Annotated in this window: 12 protein-coding genes and 9 pseudogenes; 12 read left to right on the top strand and 9 right to left on the bottom strand. The window is 41.8% G+C overall.

Going from position 1 to position 17067, the window contains the following annotated elements; all coding sequences use genetic code 11:
• Positions 1–663: pseudogene (locus G6O73_RS12310) on the top strand (chloride channel protein); the annotation flags it as partial.
• A gap of 201 nt (positions 664–864) precedes the next feature.
• Here G6O73_RS12310 and G6O73_RS12315 read toward each other — a convergent pair.
• Entirely contained in the window at positions 865–1062 is a 198-nt protein-coding gene (locus G6O73_RS12315; protein ID WP_245002978.1) for a putative holin-like toxin, read from the bottom strand.
• The gene (locus tag G6O73_RS12980) at positions 1001–1129 is read right to left on the bottom strand and encodes a hypothetical protein (protein ID WP_272876769.1); all 129 of its coding nucleotides are present in this window, start codon (positions 1127–1129) and stop codon (positions 1001–1003) included. Before G6O73_RS12980 ends, G6O73_RS12315 begins: the two co-directional genes overlap by 62 nt.
• A 421-nt stretch (positions 1130–1550) precedes the next feature.
• Between G6O73_RS12980 and G6O73_RS12320 the strand changes: the two are divergent.
• Positions 1551–2136, top strand: a pseudogene (locus tag G6O73_RS12320) (recombinase family protein).
• Positions 2137–2195: 59 nt separating this feature from the next.
• Here G6O73_RS12320 and G6O73_RS13025 read toward each other — a convergent pair.
• The 3 pseudogenes from G6O73_RS13025 to G6O73_RS12335 all read right to left on the bottom strand — a co-directional run.
• Positions 2196–3072: pseudogene (locus G6O73_RS13025) on the bottom strand (IS3 family transposase).
• Positions 3069–3791: pseudogene (locus G6O73_RS13030) on the bottom strand (transposase). The pseudogenes G6O73_RS13025 and G6O73_RS13030 overlap by 4 nt, the downstream one beginning before the upstream one ends.
• 108 nt (positions 3792–3899) lie before the next feature.
• Positions 3900–4498, bottom strand: a pseudogene (locus G6O73_RS12335) (IS30 family transposase); the annotation flags it as partial.
• Positions 4499–4558: 60 nt separating this feature from the next.
• On the opposite strand from G6O73_RS12335, the pseudogene G6O73_RS12340 reads away from it, so the two are divergent.
• The 7 genes and pseudogenes from G6O73_RS12340 to G6O73_RS12370 all read left to right on the top strand — a co-directional run.
• Positions 4559–5344, top strand: a pseudogene (locus G6O73_RS12340) (IS5 family transposase).
• A gap of 492 nt (positions 5345–5836) precedes the next feature.
• On the top strand, positions 5837–6283 hold the full coding sequence (locus tag G6O73_RS12345; RefSeq protein WP_235805029.1) for a hypothetical protein: 447 nt from the start codon (positions 5837–5839) through the stop codon (positions 6281–6283).
• Positions 6284–6302: 19 nt separating this feature from the next.
• Positions 6303–7319, top strand: a complete 1017-nt coding sequence (locus G6O73_RS12350) for a helix-turn-helix transcriptional regulator (protein WP_010078390.1) — start codon at positions 6303–6305, stop codon at positions 7317–7319.
• 258 nt (positions 7320–7577) lie between these two features.
• Entirely contained in the window at positions 7578–8510 is a 933-nt protein-coding gene (gene ttdA, locus G6O73_RS12355) for a L(+)-tartrate dehydratase subunit alpha (RefSeq protein ID WP_003690999.1), read from the top strand.
• Positions 8507–9118: a L(+)-tartrate dehydratase subunit beta gene (gene ttdB / locus G6O73_RS12360; RefSeq protein WP_010078391.1), complete on the top strand. Its 612-nt coding sequence runs from the start codon at positions 8507–8509 to the stop codon at positions 9116–9118. Before ttdA ends, ttdB begins: the two co-directional genes overlap by 4 nt.
• Before the next feature lie 69 nt (positions 9119–9187).
• Positions 9188–9509, top strand: a pseudogene (locus G6O73_RS12365) (metal-sulfur cluster assembly factor).
• Between the two features lie 154 nt (positions 9510–9663).
• Positions 9664–10422 (top strand): annotated as a pseudogene (locus tag G6O73_RS12370) (DASS family sodium-coupled anion symporter); the annotation flags it as partial.
• 141 nt (positions 10423–10563) lie between these two features.
• Here the strand turns inward: G6O73_RS12370 and G6O73_RS12375 are convergent.
• The gene (locus G6O73_RS12375) at positions 10564–11013 is read right to left on the bottom strand and encodes a DUF305 domain-containing protein (protein ID WP_034542113.1); all 450 of its coding nucleotides are present in this window, start codon (positions 11011–11013) and stop codon (positions 10564–10566) included.
• Positions 11014–11124: 111 nt separating this feature from the next.
• Positions 11125–12299, bottom strand: a pseudogene (locus G6O73_RS12380) (IS256-like element IS1310 family transposase).
• A gap of 584 nt (positions 12300–12883) precedes the next feature.
• On the opposite strand from G6O73_RS12380, the gene G6O73_RS12385 reads away from it, so the two are divergent.
• Positions 12884–13978, top strand: a complete 1095-nt coding sequence (locus G6O73_RS12385; protein ID WP_003691196.1) for a glycosyltransferase — start codon at positions 12884–12886, stop codon at positions 13976–13978.
• A gap of 67 nt (positions 13979–14045) precedes the next feature.
• On the opposite strand, the gene G6O73_RS12390 is transcribed toward G6O73_RS12385, so the two are convergent.
• The gene (locus G6O73_RS12390; protein ID WP_003691194.1) at positions 14046–15386 is read right to left on the bottom strand and encodes an ISL3 family transposase; all 1341 of its coding nucleotides are present in this window, start codon (positions 15384–15386) and stop codon (positions 14046–14048) included.
• Between the two features lie 213 nt (positions 15387–15599).
• Here G6O73_RS12390 and G6O73_RS12395 point away from each other — a divergent pair, with 213 nt between their 5' ends.
• Positions 15600–15989, top strand: a complete 390-nt coding sequence (locus tag G6O73_RS12395; RefSeq protein WP_003691192.1) for an AP2 domain-containing protein — start codon at positions 15600–15602, stop codon at positions 15987–15989.
• Between the two features lie 208 nt (positions 15990–16197).
• Here the strand turns inward: G6O73_RS12395 and G6O73_RS12400 are convergent, their stop codons facing one another.
• Positions 16198–16302, bottom strand: a complete 105-nt coding sequence (locus G6O73_RS12400) for a putative holin-like toxin (RefSeq protein ID WP_046870757.1) — start codon at positions 16300–16302, stop codon at positions 16198–16200.
• A gap of 232 nt (positions 16303–16534) precedes the next feature.
• Here G6O73_RS12400 and arsC point away from each other — a divergent pair, with 232 nt between their 5' ends.
• On the top strand, positions 16535–16951 hold the full coding sequence (gene arsC / locus G6O73_RS12405) for an arsenate reductase (thioredoxin) (RefSeq protein ID WP_003691189.1): 417 nt from the start codon (positions 16535–16537) through the stop codon (positions 16949–16951).
• Positions 16952–17067 lie beyond the last annotated feature (116 nt).

The following is a 17067-nucleotide window of genomic DNA, read 5'->3' on the forward strand; positions in this document are numbered from 1 at the left end:
GGCCAGTATGTTCCACCTTTGTTTGTACTAATTGCAATTTTTATTATACGATTCGTCTTTTCAATGATTTCATATGGTTCCGGATTACTGGCGGTATTTTTTGCCGATTCTTTCTTTAGGTGCTGTGATTGGTGCGGTTTATGGCGTCTTAATGAATCAATTAGGATTATTATCGCATGTCTATATCATGAACCTAATCATTTTTTCCATGGCCGGTTACTTTGCTGGAATTGGAAAAGCTCCCTTCACAGCTATCTTGCTGGTAACAGAAATGGTTGGCAATTTAACACATTTAATGCCATTAGCAGTCATATCGTTAACTGCTTACCTTGTTGTTGATTTATTAGGCGGTGCACCAATCTATGAAGCATTGCTTAAGCAGATGACAATGCCTAAAACTGTTCAGCAACTTCATCGACCTGATCATTTGGAAATACCGGTTTTTTTGGCAGTCCCTTAAACGGCAAAATGGTCCGAGACATGCCATGGCCTAAAGAAGCACTGCTCATTGGAATCCGGCGTGGTGAACAAGAAGTGATTCCACATGGTGACACCTTGATTCATGAAGGTGATACGTTAGTACTGTTAACTGATACAACCCAACGAACCCGAGTTAAACAACGGATTGATGCATTATTAGCAACTTTAGAAAAAAAACACTGAGACTAAGTTAATAGGCAAATTGGTCTATCATATAATAATATTAGATTAAGTGGGTCCGTTGCCAGACATAAACATATTGGGAAACTATATACAAATACGGCGAAGTACGAAAAACGCTGAAAAAGAATTAGTTGAACCTATTTTTGAAAAATACAAAGATAAATAATAAGCTGAAATGCCTTGCTACCCAATTTTTCATAGTCATGCTATAATGAAAAAGAAAAAGGAAGTCCCACGTGAACAGGACTTCCCGTGTAGAGCCGTTAAAGACGTGGCAGATATTAAAACAACACTAGTTCGCCCCATAAACCGGTCAAAGTTATGTGGGGCGGCTTTTTCATTTGTGGTGTTGTCGATATAGCTGAGTAGCGCGATTAAAAACGTGCCAAACAGCAACATCAACGAGAGTGTCTGAAAGACGCTCATTGACTGTGAAGCCTTCCTGAAGATTATTCCATGTTCCCATGAGCCTCACCTCGCAAGGGAAAAGACAATCATTGCCATTAAAGCTTCTTGCTTAATCTATTATACAGGGAAATGGGGATAGAATAGTGTCTATGCATAATCAGCTTTCTTTAATCTTCGAGCCATAAATAGCCAAGCTATTAACGAAAACAACAGGACTATAAATACCGTGATGTAACTCGTGTTTCCGTGATAAGTTAAAGATTCGATCCAAAAAAATTAAGACAACTAGGATATTCACGAGAAACCTTGTTTCCAGATGAAAAAACATTTGATGGTAAATACAGGGAAACGATAAATTCAATTAATAATTCGCACTAAGCTTAAAGGCCACTAGGGTATACCCTAATGGTCTTTTTTATTTCTGTGCTATACTAGGAATTACAAGTGTTCATTAGAACTGTCCAAAAGGAGAATTGGAAATGGCTAAAATCGGTTATGCGCGTGTGAGTTCCAAGGAGCAACATTTAGATCGACAGTTAGCGGCTTTAAAAGACGTTGATAAATTATTTACGGATAAATTAAGTGGGGCTAACACTAATCGGCCAGAACTGCAAAAAATGCTGGCCTATATTCGTGAGGGTGATATTGTAATGGTCACTGAATTAGATCGTTTAGGCAGAAACAACCATGATTTGACTAAGATCATGAACTCCATTCAAAATAAGGTGCCACCCTAGATGTGTTGAATTTACCGTCCATGACAGGGATTGCTGACCCCAATTTACGTCAACTCATGACCAACCTCATTATTGAACTTTTAAATACCAAGCTGAAAGTGAACGTAAGCGGATCATCGAACGTCAGCAACAAGGCATTGCCCTGGCTAAACAACAAGGCAAATATCATGGGCGCAAACCCCAATACACCCAAGGCGATCCCCGCTTGCAACATGCTTTTAAGCTTTATCGAGCAGGCATGAGTGACATTGATGTGTCCCAAAATACAGGTATTAAACGGACGACCTTTATTCGATACCGTGTGAAATACGGTATTAAAAGAAAATAGGGCCCCCTTTTGGTTGGCGCTGGTCCGTGTCAAGTAGACAGGTCAAATAATTAAAGTTCCTATGCAATTTCTTTTACGGCATGATCCGATATTCCATCGGCGTCATGCCGTTTTGGTTTCTTGGCGTCGTTCATAGTTATACCAGTGAATGGTGTCTTCAATCTGTTTCATCATCTCAACTTCAGATAAAGCTTGTTCAAATGCAAAGCGTTCGGTTTTCAGATGACTCCAGAAGCTTTCCATCGGGCTGTTATCCCCTGGAGTGCCTGGGCGAGACATACTATGAATAATGCCTTCTCCAGCCAAAAATGTATTGTACTCGCCACCTGTGTACGCCGATCCTTGATCACTATGCATCGTCTTGGGCTTAATGCCATTATTGTTCTTAAGGGCCAATTTGATGGTATCTGTCACTAGTTGTGCAGTCTCAGTTGGCGCGACGCGCCAGGCAATAATGCTATGATCATACAGATCTTTTACGGCACTGAGTCGAAGCTTCTTCTCGTTCTTGATTCCATAGGTTAACTCTGAACAATCGTGACCATGACTAAATTAGGCCTGACTGGATGGAACGCATGTCCAGCGTCCACAGTGTACAGCTTGTTGGCAAGGAGATACTCTTTCTTCTCGGCTCTGCGATCATGCTTCGCGACGCGAAGAAGAGGCCCGTATGTGACCTTTGCGCATAATTCGACGAACACGGCCGTGACTGACATGATACGGCGTTTCGACGTTGATGTAGGTCACGAGTCGCTTAACGCCGAAGATGTAATGATTATTTTCTTCAAGCTCAATAATATATTCGAGAATCGCCTGATTCTCTAATTGATGTATCGTTGGTTTACGATTCAACCACTTGTAATATGCGGCACGCGAAATATCAAGAGCACGGCACGCAGTGCTAATGCCATAAGGCTTGGCCGAATCTGGATTCATTTCTTGTGCGAGTTGTTGAATGGTCTGATATTGCTCGTCTGAGCGGCATTCCTTCTTTCTATTTCCTGAAGTTTTTTTAGAACGGCGGCCTCCGTTGAGACGTATTCAAGTCGCGCCTTAAGGCGTTTGATCTCAAGATCCTTCTTCTCAAGTTCGGTCAGTTGATCATTATTTCCTTGGATTTACCACGCCGATCGGCAAGTGACGATTCACCACTTCGCTTGAATTTCTTGACCCAGGCATAGACTTGTCCATACGAAACGTCGAAGTGCTTTGTCGCTTCAACGTAATTCAATTCATTGGCGATAGTCCATTGTGCAATCTCGATACGTTCAGCTTGCGTCGTCTTAAGGCCATCCTTCATGGGTGCAGCCCTCCTAGCGGATTTAAGTAATTTACCACCATTATACAGGGAAACCCATTGAACTATGACCACTATTGGGAATACCGAATTCTCTGGCTAACTTGGGATATGAGGTACTACCTCCAAGATACTTCTGAACGACCTCAAGTTTGAATTCTTGAGAGTAGACTCGATTGGTTCGTTTTCGCTTAAGCCCGTCCACACCATCTGACTCGTAACGTTCTAACCATTGCTGGATTTGTGAATCATGAACACCATACTGTCTATGAATTGAATTAGCAGACTGGCCCTTTTGGACCAGACCAATATAAAAGAGCTTCTCATCTAACGTATATCTAGAACCTTTTCGGCCCATACAAAAACTCCTTTCTAGGAAGACAAGCTTTAATTATTTGCTGTCTACCCAAGAAGGAGTATAGCCTTAACTGAAAGGGTCCCTATTTTCTTTACTTAATAAGTCTAATTAAATTAGGTAGATTGCAAATTTAATCCGAATTTTGGACAAATTTGTCAGCATAACCTGATACGGTGTTTGCCAGTCGAGTATTTTAAGCGGTCGCTGGTTAATTTGGAGTAACGTCGTCGTTTAAATCTTGAGCACTAATGTGCTCAAAACGAGTCCCTTTAGGATAAAAATAACGTAAATTCCGATTAAAGCGTTCATTACTACCACGTTCAGCTGGAGTATAAGCATGGCAGTAATAGGTCTTAATCCATATTGTGATTCGAGTGATACTAGCCCACTAAACTCAGTGCCACGGTCCACAGTAAAGCTGTGCACCGGACCATTAAAGTGGTTAGGAACTTAGTTAGTGCTTCATTAACAGTCGCTGTCGTCCGATCTTTTAACCGGTATGCCCAAAGGAACCGTGATTTGCGATCGATTAAAGTTAATAAAACTGCCTTACTATGCCCACGAGGACCAACGACTGTATCTAGTTCAAAATCGCCGATGCGCTTACGTTGATTAATCATCATGGGACGCTGTTCAATTGATCGCCCCAAAGATTGATTATATTTGGATCGTTGGTCAACGTTACGCCGTTGGCGCACGCCATGTTCAGAAGCTGTCCAAGATCTATGATTTTTGATATACTTCTATGTAAAAAGCGAGTTTAAGCTATGAAAAATTATCCCAGCAATATTACTCGGCAACAATTTGAATTAATTCGACCAGCTTTAGAAAATTTTCGTAAGCGAACTAAGCCTCGAAAATATGACCTCTACGAGGTCTTCTGTGCGGTCCTATATGTCTTGAAAACCGGTTGCCAACGGCGTCAAGTCCCCGGTGATTTCCCAGAATGGCGGTCAGTTTACAACTATTACAAAATTTGGTCAACTAAAGCTGAGCCTACGGCTGATTCTTTATTGGAACAAGTTTTAAAAAATTGTCATTGCTCGGCGAACTTACCAAGGACGTTCAGCTTTAACTTCCTTTATTATCGTTGACGCTCAGAGCGTCAAAAACACCGCTACTGCTGAAAACAAAGGTTACGACGCTGGTAAGAAAATCTCGGGGATTAAGCGCCATCTGGCAGTTGATATCAATGGCTTTCCGCAGGCATTCACATGACGCGAGCGAACGTCTCTGATCGAGACGGGGCCAGTGCAATGATCGCTTTACATGCCATGCATTTACGCCAGGTTCAAAATGTCTTAGTTGATGGTGGTTATTCAGGCGTTAATTTTCAGCTCGATGTAGCCAGTAATTTAAACGCAACCGTGCAGGTTGCGAAGCGCAATGAGTTGCATCGATTCGAAGTCATGCCCCAACGTTGGGTAGTCGAACGATCTTTTAGTTGGCTAGAGAATTGTCGGCGACTTTGGAAAAATTGTGAGCGTCAATTAACCACCAGTCTGCAAATGGTCGTTTTAGCGTTTTTAGCACTATTACTTAAGAGATTTTAGACAGCTTCTTACAACTTTTAGTTAATAATATTAGAGAAAAAATTAGGGTAGCTGTCCCACCGAAGGGAGATCATGTTGTCACTCTATGTACTCAACAAAATCTTCAAATTTATTATGTAAAATCGAATGGTATAACTGATAATCGTGTTCGACATGTTACGAAAATTATTACCATCCATTTTTTATTAATAGCTATAATAATTCTAGGCTTTTTCCTTTTAGCCTTGTTTATTCTTAAGTTAAGAATAAATTACTTACAAAGAACACAAGAATTGACAGATATACATGCAAAAATGCTAGTCGGGGAAAATAACAGATTCCGTTCTTTTCCGTGTTATTATTGAGTCAAATCAATATATAAGGTAGTGATTTTAATGCCCTCTCTTTTCCTGGTTTTCACAAAATCAAAGTCATAAATATGAATTTCAGCACAAATTACTTTGGTCTCCTAAATTAAATCGGAAACATGGTAGAAATCCCGGGTATGTAAACATGTCTCATGTCAGAAGAGGAGATATTATTTTTCATGTTTTTAACCAAAAGATTCATGCTGTAAGTGTTGCTAAATATGACGTTTATAGCTCCCCCAAGCCATTAGCATATGATGGAAATATTTGGGACGATGATGGTTGGAGGGTTGATTGTGATATGTATAAACTTGAAATTCCCTTATCTGATCATCGAGAATGGTTAAATGCACATAAGGGTGAAGTCTTTGATAAGAATGGGCGATTAAAGCAACAATATCTTTTTGAACTAAACCAAGAACAAAAAAATTATTTTTGGCATTTGATTCCAAGTAAACTAATGGAATCACTTTTGATTGATAGTACTACATCAACTACAAAAGTTCCAAATTTAAGAGAAGTAGGTAAAAGTTTATCAAAAAAAAGAGTTATCGGTAATAACCAGATATGGATTCATGATCTCATTCAATGATCCTCGGAGGTGATTTTCAATGTTATCCAACCAGCACTTTCAATCGACACCCGCGGTAAACTTCGACTTGCTCGCCTATACGATTGGTAGTTACCACTACAATTGGCATCCGCAAATCGAATTATTTTGGCTCCTGCAAGGCCACGTGGAAGTCAACGTTGACGGCCGCCGGTATGATTTAAAAGCCAACGACTTAATTTTAATCAACACCAACTGCGGTCACGCCACGTTTGCCCTGGATCCAGAATGTCTGGCGCTGCGCTTACATATCGCCCCTGCATTCTACACCAGCCAAGGACTCGACTTGTCACACGGAGCTTTTCACCTAAACAGCGTGACAGCACCGCAACATCGCGACTACCAGACCATCCGGCAAATTCTGGCACAGCTCTATACGGGACTGCATCAATCAAGTTGGTCCGCATTCGAGCTAAACGCGGCCTATTTCCAGCTGACCAACTTGTTACATCATGACTTTTTTGACACTCAGGCAACGATTGCCTATCCACAGCCGAAAAAACAAAGCTCGCTCAGCCGGGTCATCGACAATCTCAATCAGCACTACGATCAGCCCGTCACGCTCGAATCGGCAGCCGCCATCAGTCACTACTCCACGGCCTATTTGTCCCGTATTTTTAAAGCTGAGCTCGGCATCAATTTTTACGAATACCTGACCCGCTGCCGCCTTCAACACGCGATTGCCGACTTGGAGGACCCTAATCTAAAAATTGCAGACGTTGCACCCAAAAATGGGTTCCAGGAGGTCAAGTCATTTAATTTGATGTTCAAACGGCATTTCGGTCAGACGCCTTCGAACTACCGCGAGCACCTCTCAAATGGGCCGCGTTCAGCATTCAAACAACCACTGACGCCCACGCAAACCGCCTGGGTCCAAGCACAAATGACGCACTGGGCGCAACTGGCGACGGTCGATCAACTGAGTGCCTGTGAGAGTTGTGCTTACAAATTACACTTTGAAGAATACCAAGCACTCAAAACTAAGGTCACACAATTAAAAAATCTGCTCAATCAATAATTAATGGCATAACAATTTTTGTGATAATGATTAGTCACACTTGTCGGTCCGAAATATGGATTTATCGCTCAGTACCAGTCTAATTCAGCATTTGCAACTGAATTAGACTGGTACTTTTTTGTCATATCACATACCAGATTTGGTTGATTGCGTGGTTTTTCACAACGCCTCGTGCCGTCGAAGTCATCATCTAGCGGTTAGTCTGCGTGCCCAGGGTTGCCTAAAATGAAGCTGTAAATTGATAGGAGGAAATCAATCATGGATACAATGACTTACGACTATACCGAACCCACACTATCGACCAAGGGGCAGCGAATGCGTGACATCTTGGCCGACTACATTGCCCTCATCAGTCACCGCTTACCCGATGACGTGACGGCCAAACTCGAAGAACTCAGCAAAATTGAAGTCGATCCCTTACAAAAGCTCGTTTACGATACGATGATGGAAAATCAGTTACTCGCCAACAAGCTGCAGCGGCCGAGCTGTCAAGATACTGGGGCCTTACAATTCTTCATCAAATGTGGCGCCCAGTTTCCGTTACTCGGAGAATTGAACCAGATTTTAAAGGATGCCGTTTATCGTGGCACGAAGAAGGCCCCGTTGCGGCACAACGCCGTTCAAACGTTCGACGAATACAATACTGGCATGAACATTGGTGACGGCATCCCGTCGATTTTCTTACGAGTCGACGGCAACGGTACGGACATTTCAATGTACGTTTACATGGCTGGTGGCGGTTGTACCTTGCCTGGCGCTGCCAAAGTGCTGATGCCCGGTGAAGGCTACGAAGGCGTCGTGCGGTTTGTCATGGATCGCATGACAAGCTATGGTATCAACGCTTGTCCACCATTACTCGTCGGCGTCGGCGTGGCAACCTCCGTTGAGACCGCCGCGTTGAATTCCAAACTCGCTTTGATGCGCCGCGTCGATAGTGAGAATCCAAATGCGAACGCCGCTAAGTTGGAACACCTCTTGGAAGACGGCATCAACCACATTGGGCTCGGGCCACAAGGCTTTGGTGGTCAAAAATCGGTCATGGGCGTCAACGTTGAAAATACGGCCCGGCATCCATCAACGATTGGCGTCGCCGTCAGCACTGGTTGCTGGTCCCATCGACGCGGTCTCATTAACTTTGACCAAGATTTGAATTACGAATTACCACTGAACAAAGGAGTCGAATTATCATGAAAACTTATCATTTAACCACGCCCATCTCAGATGACGACATCAAAGACATTCGAATCGGCGACATCGTGTACCTGACCGGCTCACTCACGACCTGCCGGGACGTCGCGCATCGTCGGTTAGTCGAAGAACACCGGCCGTTACCCGTCAACGTTACCGACCGTGCCATTTTACACGCTGGTCCAATCATCAAAGATCTCGGCGACGGCCACTATCAGATGGTTGCGGTCGGCCCAACCACGAGTATGCGAATGGAAAAATTCGAAGAAGCCTTTGTCAAGGAAACTCACGTTAAGTTGATCGTTGGTAAGGGTGGGATGGGCTCGGGGACAGAACGCGCCTGCAAAAAATATCACGCTCTCCATCTGGTTTATCCCGCAGGTAACGCGGTATACGCTGCGCTGCACGTTGAAAAAATCGTTGATGCACAGTGGAAGGACCTCGGCATGCCCGAAACACTCTGGGCGTGTGAAGTCAAAGACTTTGGCCCGCTGATCGTCTCGATCGATACGAACGGTGACAACTTGTTTGAGAAGAACAAAGTCATTTTTAATGAACGCAAGGAAGCCGAAATCAAGAAAATCAACGAACAAGTCAAATTTATCAAATAAGGATTGCGCCCCCGTCACAGTGGCTGTCATCGCCGTGCCGGGGGCGTCACTCAAAGGAGGTTATTTTTCATGATTAAGACAAGACCACCATTTAAGGAAGCAGCGTTAACCGCCTTACGAACCGTCATCGACCCCCGAACTTGGCGTTAACATCGTCGACCTGGGGTTAATTTACGACATTGCTTATGACGCCGACCTTCAACTGTGCACCGTCACGATGACGCTCACCATTATGGGCTGCCCATTGACGGGCTATCTGGACGACCACATCAAGGCAGCACTAAGCGCGTTGAATGATGTTGACCAGGTGCTCATTAATCTTGTCTGGGAACCCGCATGGTCAGTCGCTAAGATGTCACAGGCTGCCAAGCTAGAACTCGGTTTACAATGACATGTCTACTCTGAGGACCGATTGGCTAGTCGAACATTCAGATATGACCAAACTACTGGTAAGTATCTCAATTGTGATTGATATCGCACAGCTTGACCGAGCCAGTTCAGACTAGCGTGCCTCAGCTGAAGTTAATTGAAAGGCGGTTTTACGTATGTCACATTTGAATCCAGTCAACTATCGAAAACTCATTTGGCCGCTCAGTTGTGGCCTGATACTTTGGCTGGCTGCCCCTCTGCGTCCAAGTGATTTGAGTTTGCTCGGATGGCAAATGTTGGCAATCTTTGTCAGTACGATCATCGGGTGTATTACCCAGCCGTTGCCCATCGCTGGGGTGGCAATCATCGGCTTGACCTGTTGTGTGCTATTAGGCGTCACGCCGATTGATACCGCGATTGCAGGATTTGGTGATAGTACGGTCTGGATGATCGCGATGGCCTACTTTTTATCTTGCGGTTTTGTCAAAACGGGTCTGGGTCGGCGAGTCGCGTTAGTGTTCGTCAAATGCTTCGGCAAACGAACACTCGGACTGGCCTACGCACTAATTGGTGTGGACTTAGTCACGAGTCCCGCGACACCGAGTAACACGGCGCGTGCTGGTGGCATCGTCTTTCCGATTATCGAATCGCTAGCCAAAGCGTACGGTTCCGACCCGCAAGAAGGGACCCAGCGCAAAATCGGCGCGTTTCTCATGATGACCGCCTTTCATGGCAACATCGCAACCAGCGGTCTATTCATGACAGCCATGGCGCCCAACCTAGTCGCAGTTGCTTTAGCGGCCGCTCTGCACGTTCATATTACTTGGACTGGCTGGCTGCTGGCCGCCCTGCTGCCCGGTCTCATCAGTCTGATTTGTGTGCCTGCTATCATTTACAAACTTTATCCACCTGAAATCAAAGATACGCCGAACGCCTAATCCTGATCCACCTGGAACTCCCATGAGCCCTTTCGTCTGTGTGCTTTATCGGCACTGGCTAACTTACTATTGCAATTTGCGTAAGCCTAAAAAATAAGGAAGTTGGCCTGATTGGTCAACTTCCTTATTTTTTATCAGCTATTGATCGGCAACTTTTTTCAATAATCGTTTCATCTCCGTGATCTCTTCACGTTGCGTTTTAGCGATCTTCTGTGCGAGGGCTTTGACTTCCGGATCGCTGAGTTGCGCGCGTTCACTGGTTAGAATCGCGGTCGAGTGATGGGGGATCATTTCTTGCAACCAAGCTGCATCGTGCACGGTCGCTTGGCTACGAACTAGATAAAGCGAGCCAGCAAATATCACCGCACTACCAAGTAGGATCAGGCGGTTCAAACGTTTATTCTGGTACATTGACCACATGAATAACAGCATTACAATGGCCATGGTGGCGCCCATAATTAGCGCCATATACAGTCGCGTTTGGCTTAGAAAAATATCATCTAATTGGAACACATTAAGGTACATTAACCCATACATAATAACTGTAGAGACAAGAATCATCAGTAAAAATTTCGTGTATTGTTTCATGACGTCCTCCTCGCTTTCGCTGGCTTTATTTTGACTATAACAAAAAAAATAGGGTAGCGTCAAGAATCTTGTGTAAATGAAATGCCTTCGTACATATAATATGTATCTAACTTAAATAAATGATGCTTCCAAGGTGTCCTGGAGTCCTTTGAACCCTCGGTGGATCCGCTTCAGAGACTTCTCGTTATAAGCATTAAACTGAGAAACCAGGAAGCGATCCAGTGAATCTTCCGTTGGAAATTGTTCTTTGTGGTGGGTGGTGCGCTTGAGATGCTTGTTAAAGTTCTCAATCAAGTTAGTGGAGTAGAGTGATTGCCGAACGGCTGGTGGAAAGTCCATGAAAGTGAGCAGATTCGGCATTTTAAGCAGATCTTTGATTAACTTGGGATAGGTACGATGCCAGTTGTTGGCGAACTCATTCAGTTTCAGTTCGGCTGCTTCACGATTGGCAGCTCGATGAACTTGTTTAAGTCATTGATCACGGCCTTACGGTCTTTCACACGAACTTTGTTCATCAAATTACGCCCAACATGAACCAGGCAACGTTGTCGTTTGGCTTTAGGGAAATGCCGATTCAAGCCTTCATCCAAACCAACTAACCCATCGGCCACAAACAACAGCACATCTTTAACGCCCTGCTTGATCAAGGTTCCCAGCAGTTCAGTCCAGATTCCAGTCGATTCCGTTGGCGCCACTTGGTAGTTCAGCACTTCTTTCGTACCATCTGGACGAATGCCAATCGCAATATGAACGGCTTCTTTTTGAACGGTATCCCGCTTTAACGGCAAGTAAGTGGCATCTAAGAAGATGGCCGCATATTGTGAAGCCAGTCGACGTTGCTGGAAAGCTTGAACCTGTTCATTGACGGCTTTAGTCATGTTGGAAACCGTGGCTTTGGAGTAGTGAGCACCGTACATTTTCTCAATGAGTTCGGCAATTTCAGCAGTGGTAATTCCCTTGGTATACAACTGAATGACCGTTGTTTCTAAATTATCACTGTGCCGACCGTAGGCTGGCAAGGTATGATTTTCAAACCGGCCATTGCGATCTCGAGGAATGGTTAAGTTAAGTTGGCCGTACTTCGTATCAAACGAGCGCTCATAACTGCCGTTGCGGTTATTACCAGTGTTAATCCCAGCGTATGAGTAGCGTTCGTAACCCAAAAACTCTGCCAATTCGGTTTGAAGCAGCTGGTTAATCGCAATTTCGAGGTGGTGACGAAAAACTTCGTCCAAATCTTGCTTTTGGGCTAGTGCAGCGATAATTTCTGTGGTAAGTTCATTCATGGGGAATGCCTCCTGTGATGTTTTCTGTGGTTACTAAATATCATAAGGGAAGGCATTCCCTATTTCTATACAATTCAGAAATCTTTTATGCATTTACACAAGATATTTTACGCTCTCTTTTGTTTACAAAATTCAACTATTTGAGTTTTTATGTTGATTAGATCTATAATAAAGTTTAGATGGGGGTAAGTATAATATAGATTCTTTAGTTTCTGTATTGTCATATCAGTTCAACAACCATTTGGATAAGGTTATTGTACCTTTATTTTTTTTATTATTTAAATAATGCCATTCTTATGTATCCAACTAGCCATAAGTAAACTATTTTCTTTGTTGATAAAATGAAAGCCGGGTGAATTTTAAAATCGAGTTCTGCATTTGTTTGAAACAAAATCACATACCTTAGCTGTCTGTACTTTTGTTACAACTGCATTATTGTGTTTTAAATTTTTTATAATTAACAAATGCGGTGTAACTATTTTTAGAATTTTTAAGTTAATTAACAATTACTGACTCACTAATACAACTTATTTAAGATTACATCAGATTAATGTTGGCTTCATAAAATGAAAGGATGAATTATCGTGAAAATAACATTAATAACACAGTATTTAGAGGGACATGGCGGTACCGAAAGAGTCATTTCGAACTTGGTCAACGAAGATTTAAAAAATGAATATCAGGTTTTGATCCCTAAAAGCGGAAAACCTGAATGGCTCCAATGGATTACACGTACTACCGGCTACCAACTTAAAATTTGCCATGCACAAGATACACAAGCACAAAAAGAGTTTATTGAAAAAAATGTTTTAGCAGCAGAACCAGATATCGTTTTGGGACTCGAAGGCAGAGCTTGTGTAACTGCCTATCAGATCAGGAAAAAATATGACCTTCATTATAAAATTGTTTCTTGGGGACATACCTCCATTGCTGAATCAAACATTTTTGCTCGTCAAGAACTTGCTTTCTCAGAATATCATCTTGCAATTAGTACAGGGATAAAAAAACAGTTGATCAAACTCGGGGTCCCAGCCCAAAAAATCTTTCTGATCTATAATCCTATCCGCACTGTAAATAAGAAAACAATCAGCACACCTAAAGCTAACGCTCCTTTCCATGCAATTTTTATTGGAAGAATATTGTTGGATGATCAAAAAAATGTACGTATGCTTCTTGAATCAATGGCACAGCTTAATATTCCTTGGAAACTGGACATCTTTGGCAAGGGAGCTGATCTTCCAAAAGCAAAAACATTAGCAAATGATTTGCATATTTCACAAAACATTAACTGGCAAGGTTGGATGCCTAATCCTTGGGAAGCAATTAATGAAGCTGATTGCCTGCTGCTCTGTTCAAAATATGAGGGATTCCCAATGGTTGTTATTGAAGCTGCTTCTTATGGCTTGCCAATTGTTTCAACAAACTGTCCTACTGGACCGGCAGACATCATTAATTCCCACAATGGAATTTTAACTCCAATGAACGACCAAAAAGCTTTTATAGCTGCATGCCGGCAAATCTATCGTTTGCGTGGTAAATATAATCATACAGATATCAAAAAAACAGTTTTGAAATTTGATATTTCTCGCTATATTAAGCACATAGAAAACATCTATAACTTAATTGCTGCTGATAATAAAAACACAGATAAATCAGCCATTAAACTTTCTTCTTTATAATAGGTTCTTTATCAAGTGGTACTGATGAAATGAATTATTAAAAATAATAAGCAATTGGTCTACTTGGTCAAGCTGCTTGTTCCTGAATGGAATGAGCAGCTTTTTTAATGTGACTATGAAAATTCAAACTGACATAACTATTCTTTAATTCGATGAGAAGACGTAAACGGAAGTTTTCAAAGTTCCGGAAACCGTAAGCAGTCTTTTTAATGGCTTTGATCTTGTTGTTTGTTCCTTCCACGGGTCCATTAGAAAAGGTCGTCTGAAAGCTGTTCTTGATTTCTTGTAGATGTTTACGCAAGGTACGATTAGTTTTTTTGATGGGCTCAGGCATGCCTGCAGCTGAACGTGTTAGACTTTCTAAGAGCCTTGGATCTCGCTGCTGGACAGCTTGTAAAAGTGTTTGATAATAAACGTAAGCTTGTCGCAAAGCGGAGGACATATTTAATAAACGCTCCACAATATCCTGTTCACATAACTGCATATTACGAAAGTTTCTGCTTTTACGATAGGTTTTAAAATCAAGTTTGGTCGAGTCTTTAGTTAACAATTTCCAATAATGTTTCAAAGCACGTGCGTTGTGCGAACCCTGTCCCGCCTGTTTCATGGTTTGTGTCCGAACTAAGTTTAAGGCCCGATAAGCTTGGGTTACGACATGGAAGCGGTCGGCAATGATCAGCGCTTGCGGAAAGATCTCATGGATCAAGGATCGATAAGGCGAGTACAGATCAACTGTGACCGTTTGGACTGCCCAGCGAGCTTGACGGTCATATTGTAAAAAGTAACTTCGTAAGTATGTATTATGCCGAGAACGCACGATATCTAACGTGCGGCGTGTCGCAATGTCCATGACAATGATACTCATGCCGCTACTAGAAAAGTTGCCCGCTTTAAAGTCGTCAAAAGCGATATTTTGCGGTAAGAAATGATGATTGGGCCTTAAGTAAGTTGAGAGCTCTTGCGCAAAGCGCATCACTGTCATTCCAGAGATCCCAAAATCAGCGGCAATATCTTTTTGTGAGATATTCTGGTCTAATTTAGAAATAGCCTGATATTTAACGGCTTGTGAGATTTGGTCGTTAGCCTTGACGTCCTTGATCTCCGCAAGTTTTGTAATAGTTTTAGGGCAGGCAGCTGAAGCCGGGCAGAGATATTTTTGTTTGCGGATCGAAAAAACATTTGTGATCCCACCCGAAGGCAAACCGAGCATCTCAACGGTTTTAAAACCGTTGTAGCGCATTTTTTGACCACAAACTGGGCAAGCACAAGGATAAGATTGCCGCAAATGGATCTTGCGGACTTTTTTATGTTGGTAAAATCCTGCAGCTATCACTTTATTCTTATATTTTGGATCAAATTCCAGGTGTGAGTCTTTAATTCCCAATAGATCCAGTGTACAATTCTTCATGTAGGACATTCCTTTCAGTGTAGGGATTGTTTCTTTGAGATGAAGTGTGTCTTCATCTCTATTTTTTTATCATAAAACAAAATTGGTACTGAGAGAAGATTTTTCTATCAGTACCAAATATTATAGAACCCAGTTTTAAGACAATCCGTTGGTGTTAAGAAGGGATCGGGTACTACATGGTTTTGTAAATGTGATTGTGGTAATTATACCGACGTGGCAAGCACAAAACTTATTCAAGGAACTACCAAGAGTTGTGGTTGTCAATTAAAGAAGGCACGAGAAAAATGGAAAAATATTTACAAAGATGAAAAGATACAAGAGAAGATAAAAAAAACTTTTAGAAAAAATGACGGTCGTGAAAAAAATACTAAACTATCTATATTGGAACTAGCAACAAGCGACAAATTAAAGGCAAATAATTCTAGTGGTGTAACAGGGGTTTCTTATAGTAAACGTGATAAGAGGTGGCGTAGCTATATCACAGTAAAACATATACGCTACGAGCTAGGATATTTTAAAGATAAGGAAAGTGCAATCCAAGCTCGAAAAAAAGCTGAAAAAGAATTAGTTGAACCCATTTTAAAAAAATACAAAAATAAATAAAAAATTCATAGCCTTTATAAGACACGAAATAGATTTGTTATAAAAAATAAGCTGAAAAATACCTTACTACCCAATTTTTTACAGACATGATATAATAGAAGCAGAAAAAGAAGCCTTGCTTGAACAAGACTTCCCATGTAGAACCGTTTAAGACGGTGGCATAACTTAATACGATTAAATAACCGCTAGCTTGCCAGAGCTAAGGCGGTTATTTTTTTTGCTGATTTTTAATCAACTCAACAACTAATGCGATTAAGGCCACGATAAAAGTACCGAAAGCCAGCATTAATTGTAAAGCGTCCGAAACGGACACTTGGGCTACTCCTTTCCTAGAATGTGAGTTTATAGTTTTTACACCATAAGCACCACCCCCTTTAAGGAAATAGTCACCGCCTTAACTTCTCTACTTGAACTATTATACAGGATAACTAGTAATTTACCTATTGATGATTAATGTTATATTACCTTAATAGGCATTGAAACATTGCATTTAAGTTTTATTGTGTATAACGATGTTACACAAATTAAATCGGTGGTGGTTTAAAATGAAAAAAATTTATTTTTTATGTACAGGAAATTCTTGTCGCAGTCAAATGGCTGAAGGATATGCCAAAAGTATACTATCGCCCGATATTTTTGAGATAGAAAGCGCGGGTATTGAAACGCATGGACTAAATCCAAATGCTGTTAAAGTTATGGCTGAAGACGGAGTAGATATTAGTAGCCACTACTCTAAATTAATTGATCTAAGGTATTTTAATACTTCAGATTTAGTTATTACTTTATGTGGTGATGCAAAGGATAAATGTCCTATGCTTCCCCCGCAAACAAAAAGTTTACACTGGCCTTTATCTGACCCAGCGCAAGCAACAGGAACATTAGAAGAGCAACTAGAAGTATTCCGTAAGGTTCGTGACGAGATTAAAAAATTAATTATAGATTTAAATGACCACTTTCATTGATTACAGAAAAGCGACATAACTCAACGATTGTGTCGCTTTTTTAATACCATGTAATTAATGGTCTTAGCATATGTTATAATTTATCGCCCTAATTATGATAGGAAAACTTATGCAAA

Source organism: Liquorilactobacillus nagelii DSM 13675 (assembly GCF_019444005.1).
GTDB lineage: Bacteria > Bacillota > Bacilli > Lactobacillales > Lactobacillaceae > Liquorilactobacillus > Liquorilactobacillus nagelii.

Excerpts from the sequence above, each read along its gene's own strand:
- G6O73_RS12345 (WP_235805029.1), top strand. The coding sequence starts at position 5,837 with ATGTCTCATGTCAGAAGAGGAGATATTATTTTTCATGTTTTTAACCAA.
- G6O73_RS12350 (WP_010078390.1), top strand. The coding sequence starts at position 6,303 with ATGTTATCCAACCAGCACTTTCAATCGACACCCGCGGTAAACTTCGAC.
- arsC (WP_003691189.1), top strand. The coding sequence starts at position 16,535 with ATGAAAAAAATTTATTTTTTATGTACAGGAAATTCTTGTCGCAGTCAA.
- ttdA (WP_003690999.1), top strand. The coding sequence starts at position 7,578 with ATGGATACAATGACTTACGACTATACCGAACCCACACTATCGACCAAG.
- G6O73_RS12390 (WP_003691194.1), bottom strand. The coding sequence starts at position 15,386 with ATGAAGAATTGTACACTGGATCTATTGGGAATTAAAGACTCACACCTG.
- G6O73_RS12980 (WP_272876769.1), bottom strand. The coding sequence starts at position 1,129 with ATGGGAACATGGAATAATCTTCAGGAAGGCTTCACAGTCAATGAGCGT.
- G6O73_RS12315 (WP_245002978.1), bottom strand. The coding sequence starts at position 1,062 with ATGTTGCTGTTTGGCACGTTTTTAATCGCGCTACTCAGCTATATCGAC.
- ttdB (WP_010078391.1), top strand. The coding sequence starts at position 8,507 with ATGAAAACTTATCATTTAACCACGCCCATCTCAGATGACGACATCAAA.
- G6O73_RS12375 (WP_034542113.1), bottom strand. The coding sequence starts at position 11,013 with ATGAAACAATACACGAAATTTTTACTGATGATTCTTGTCTCTACAGTT.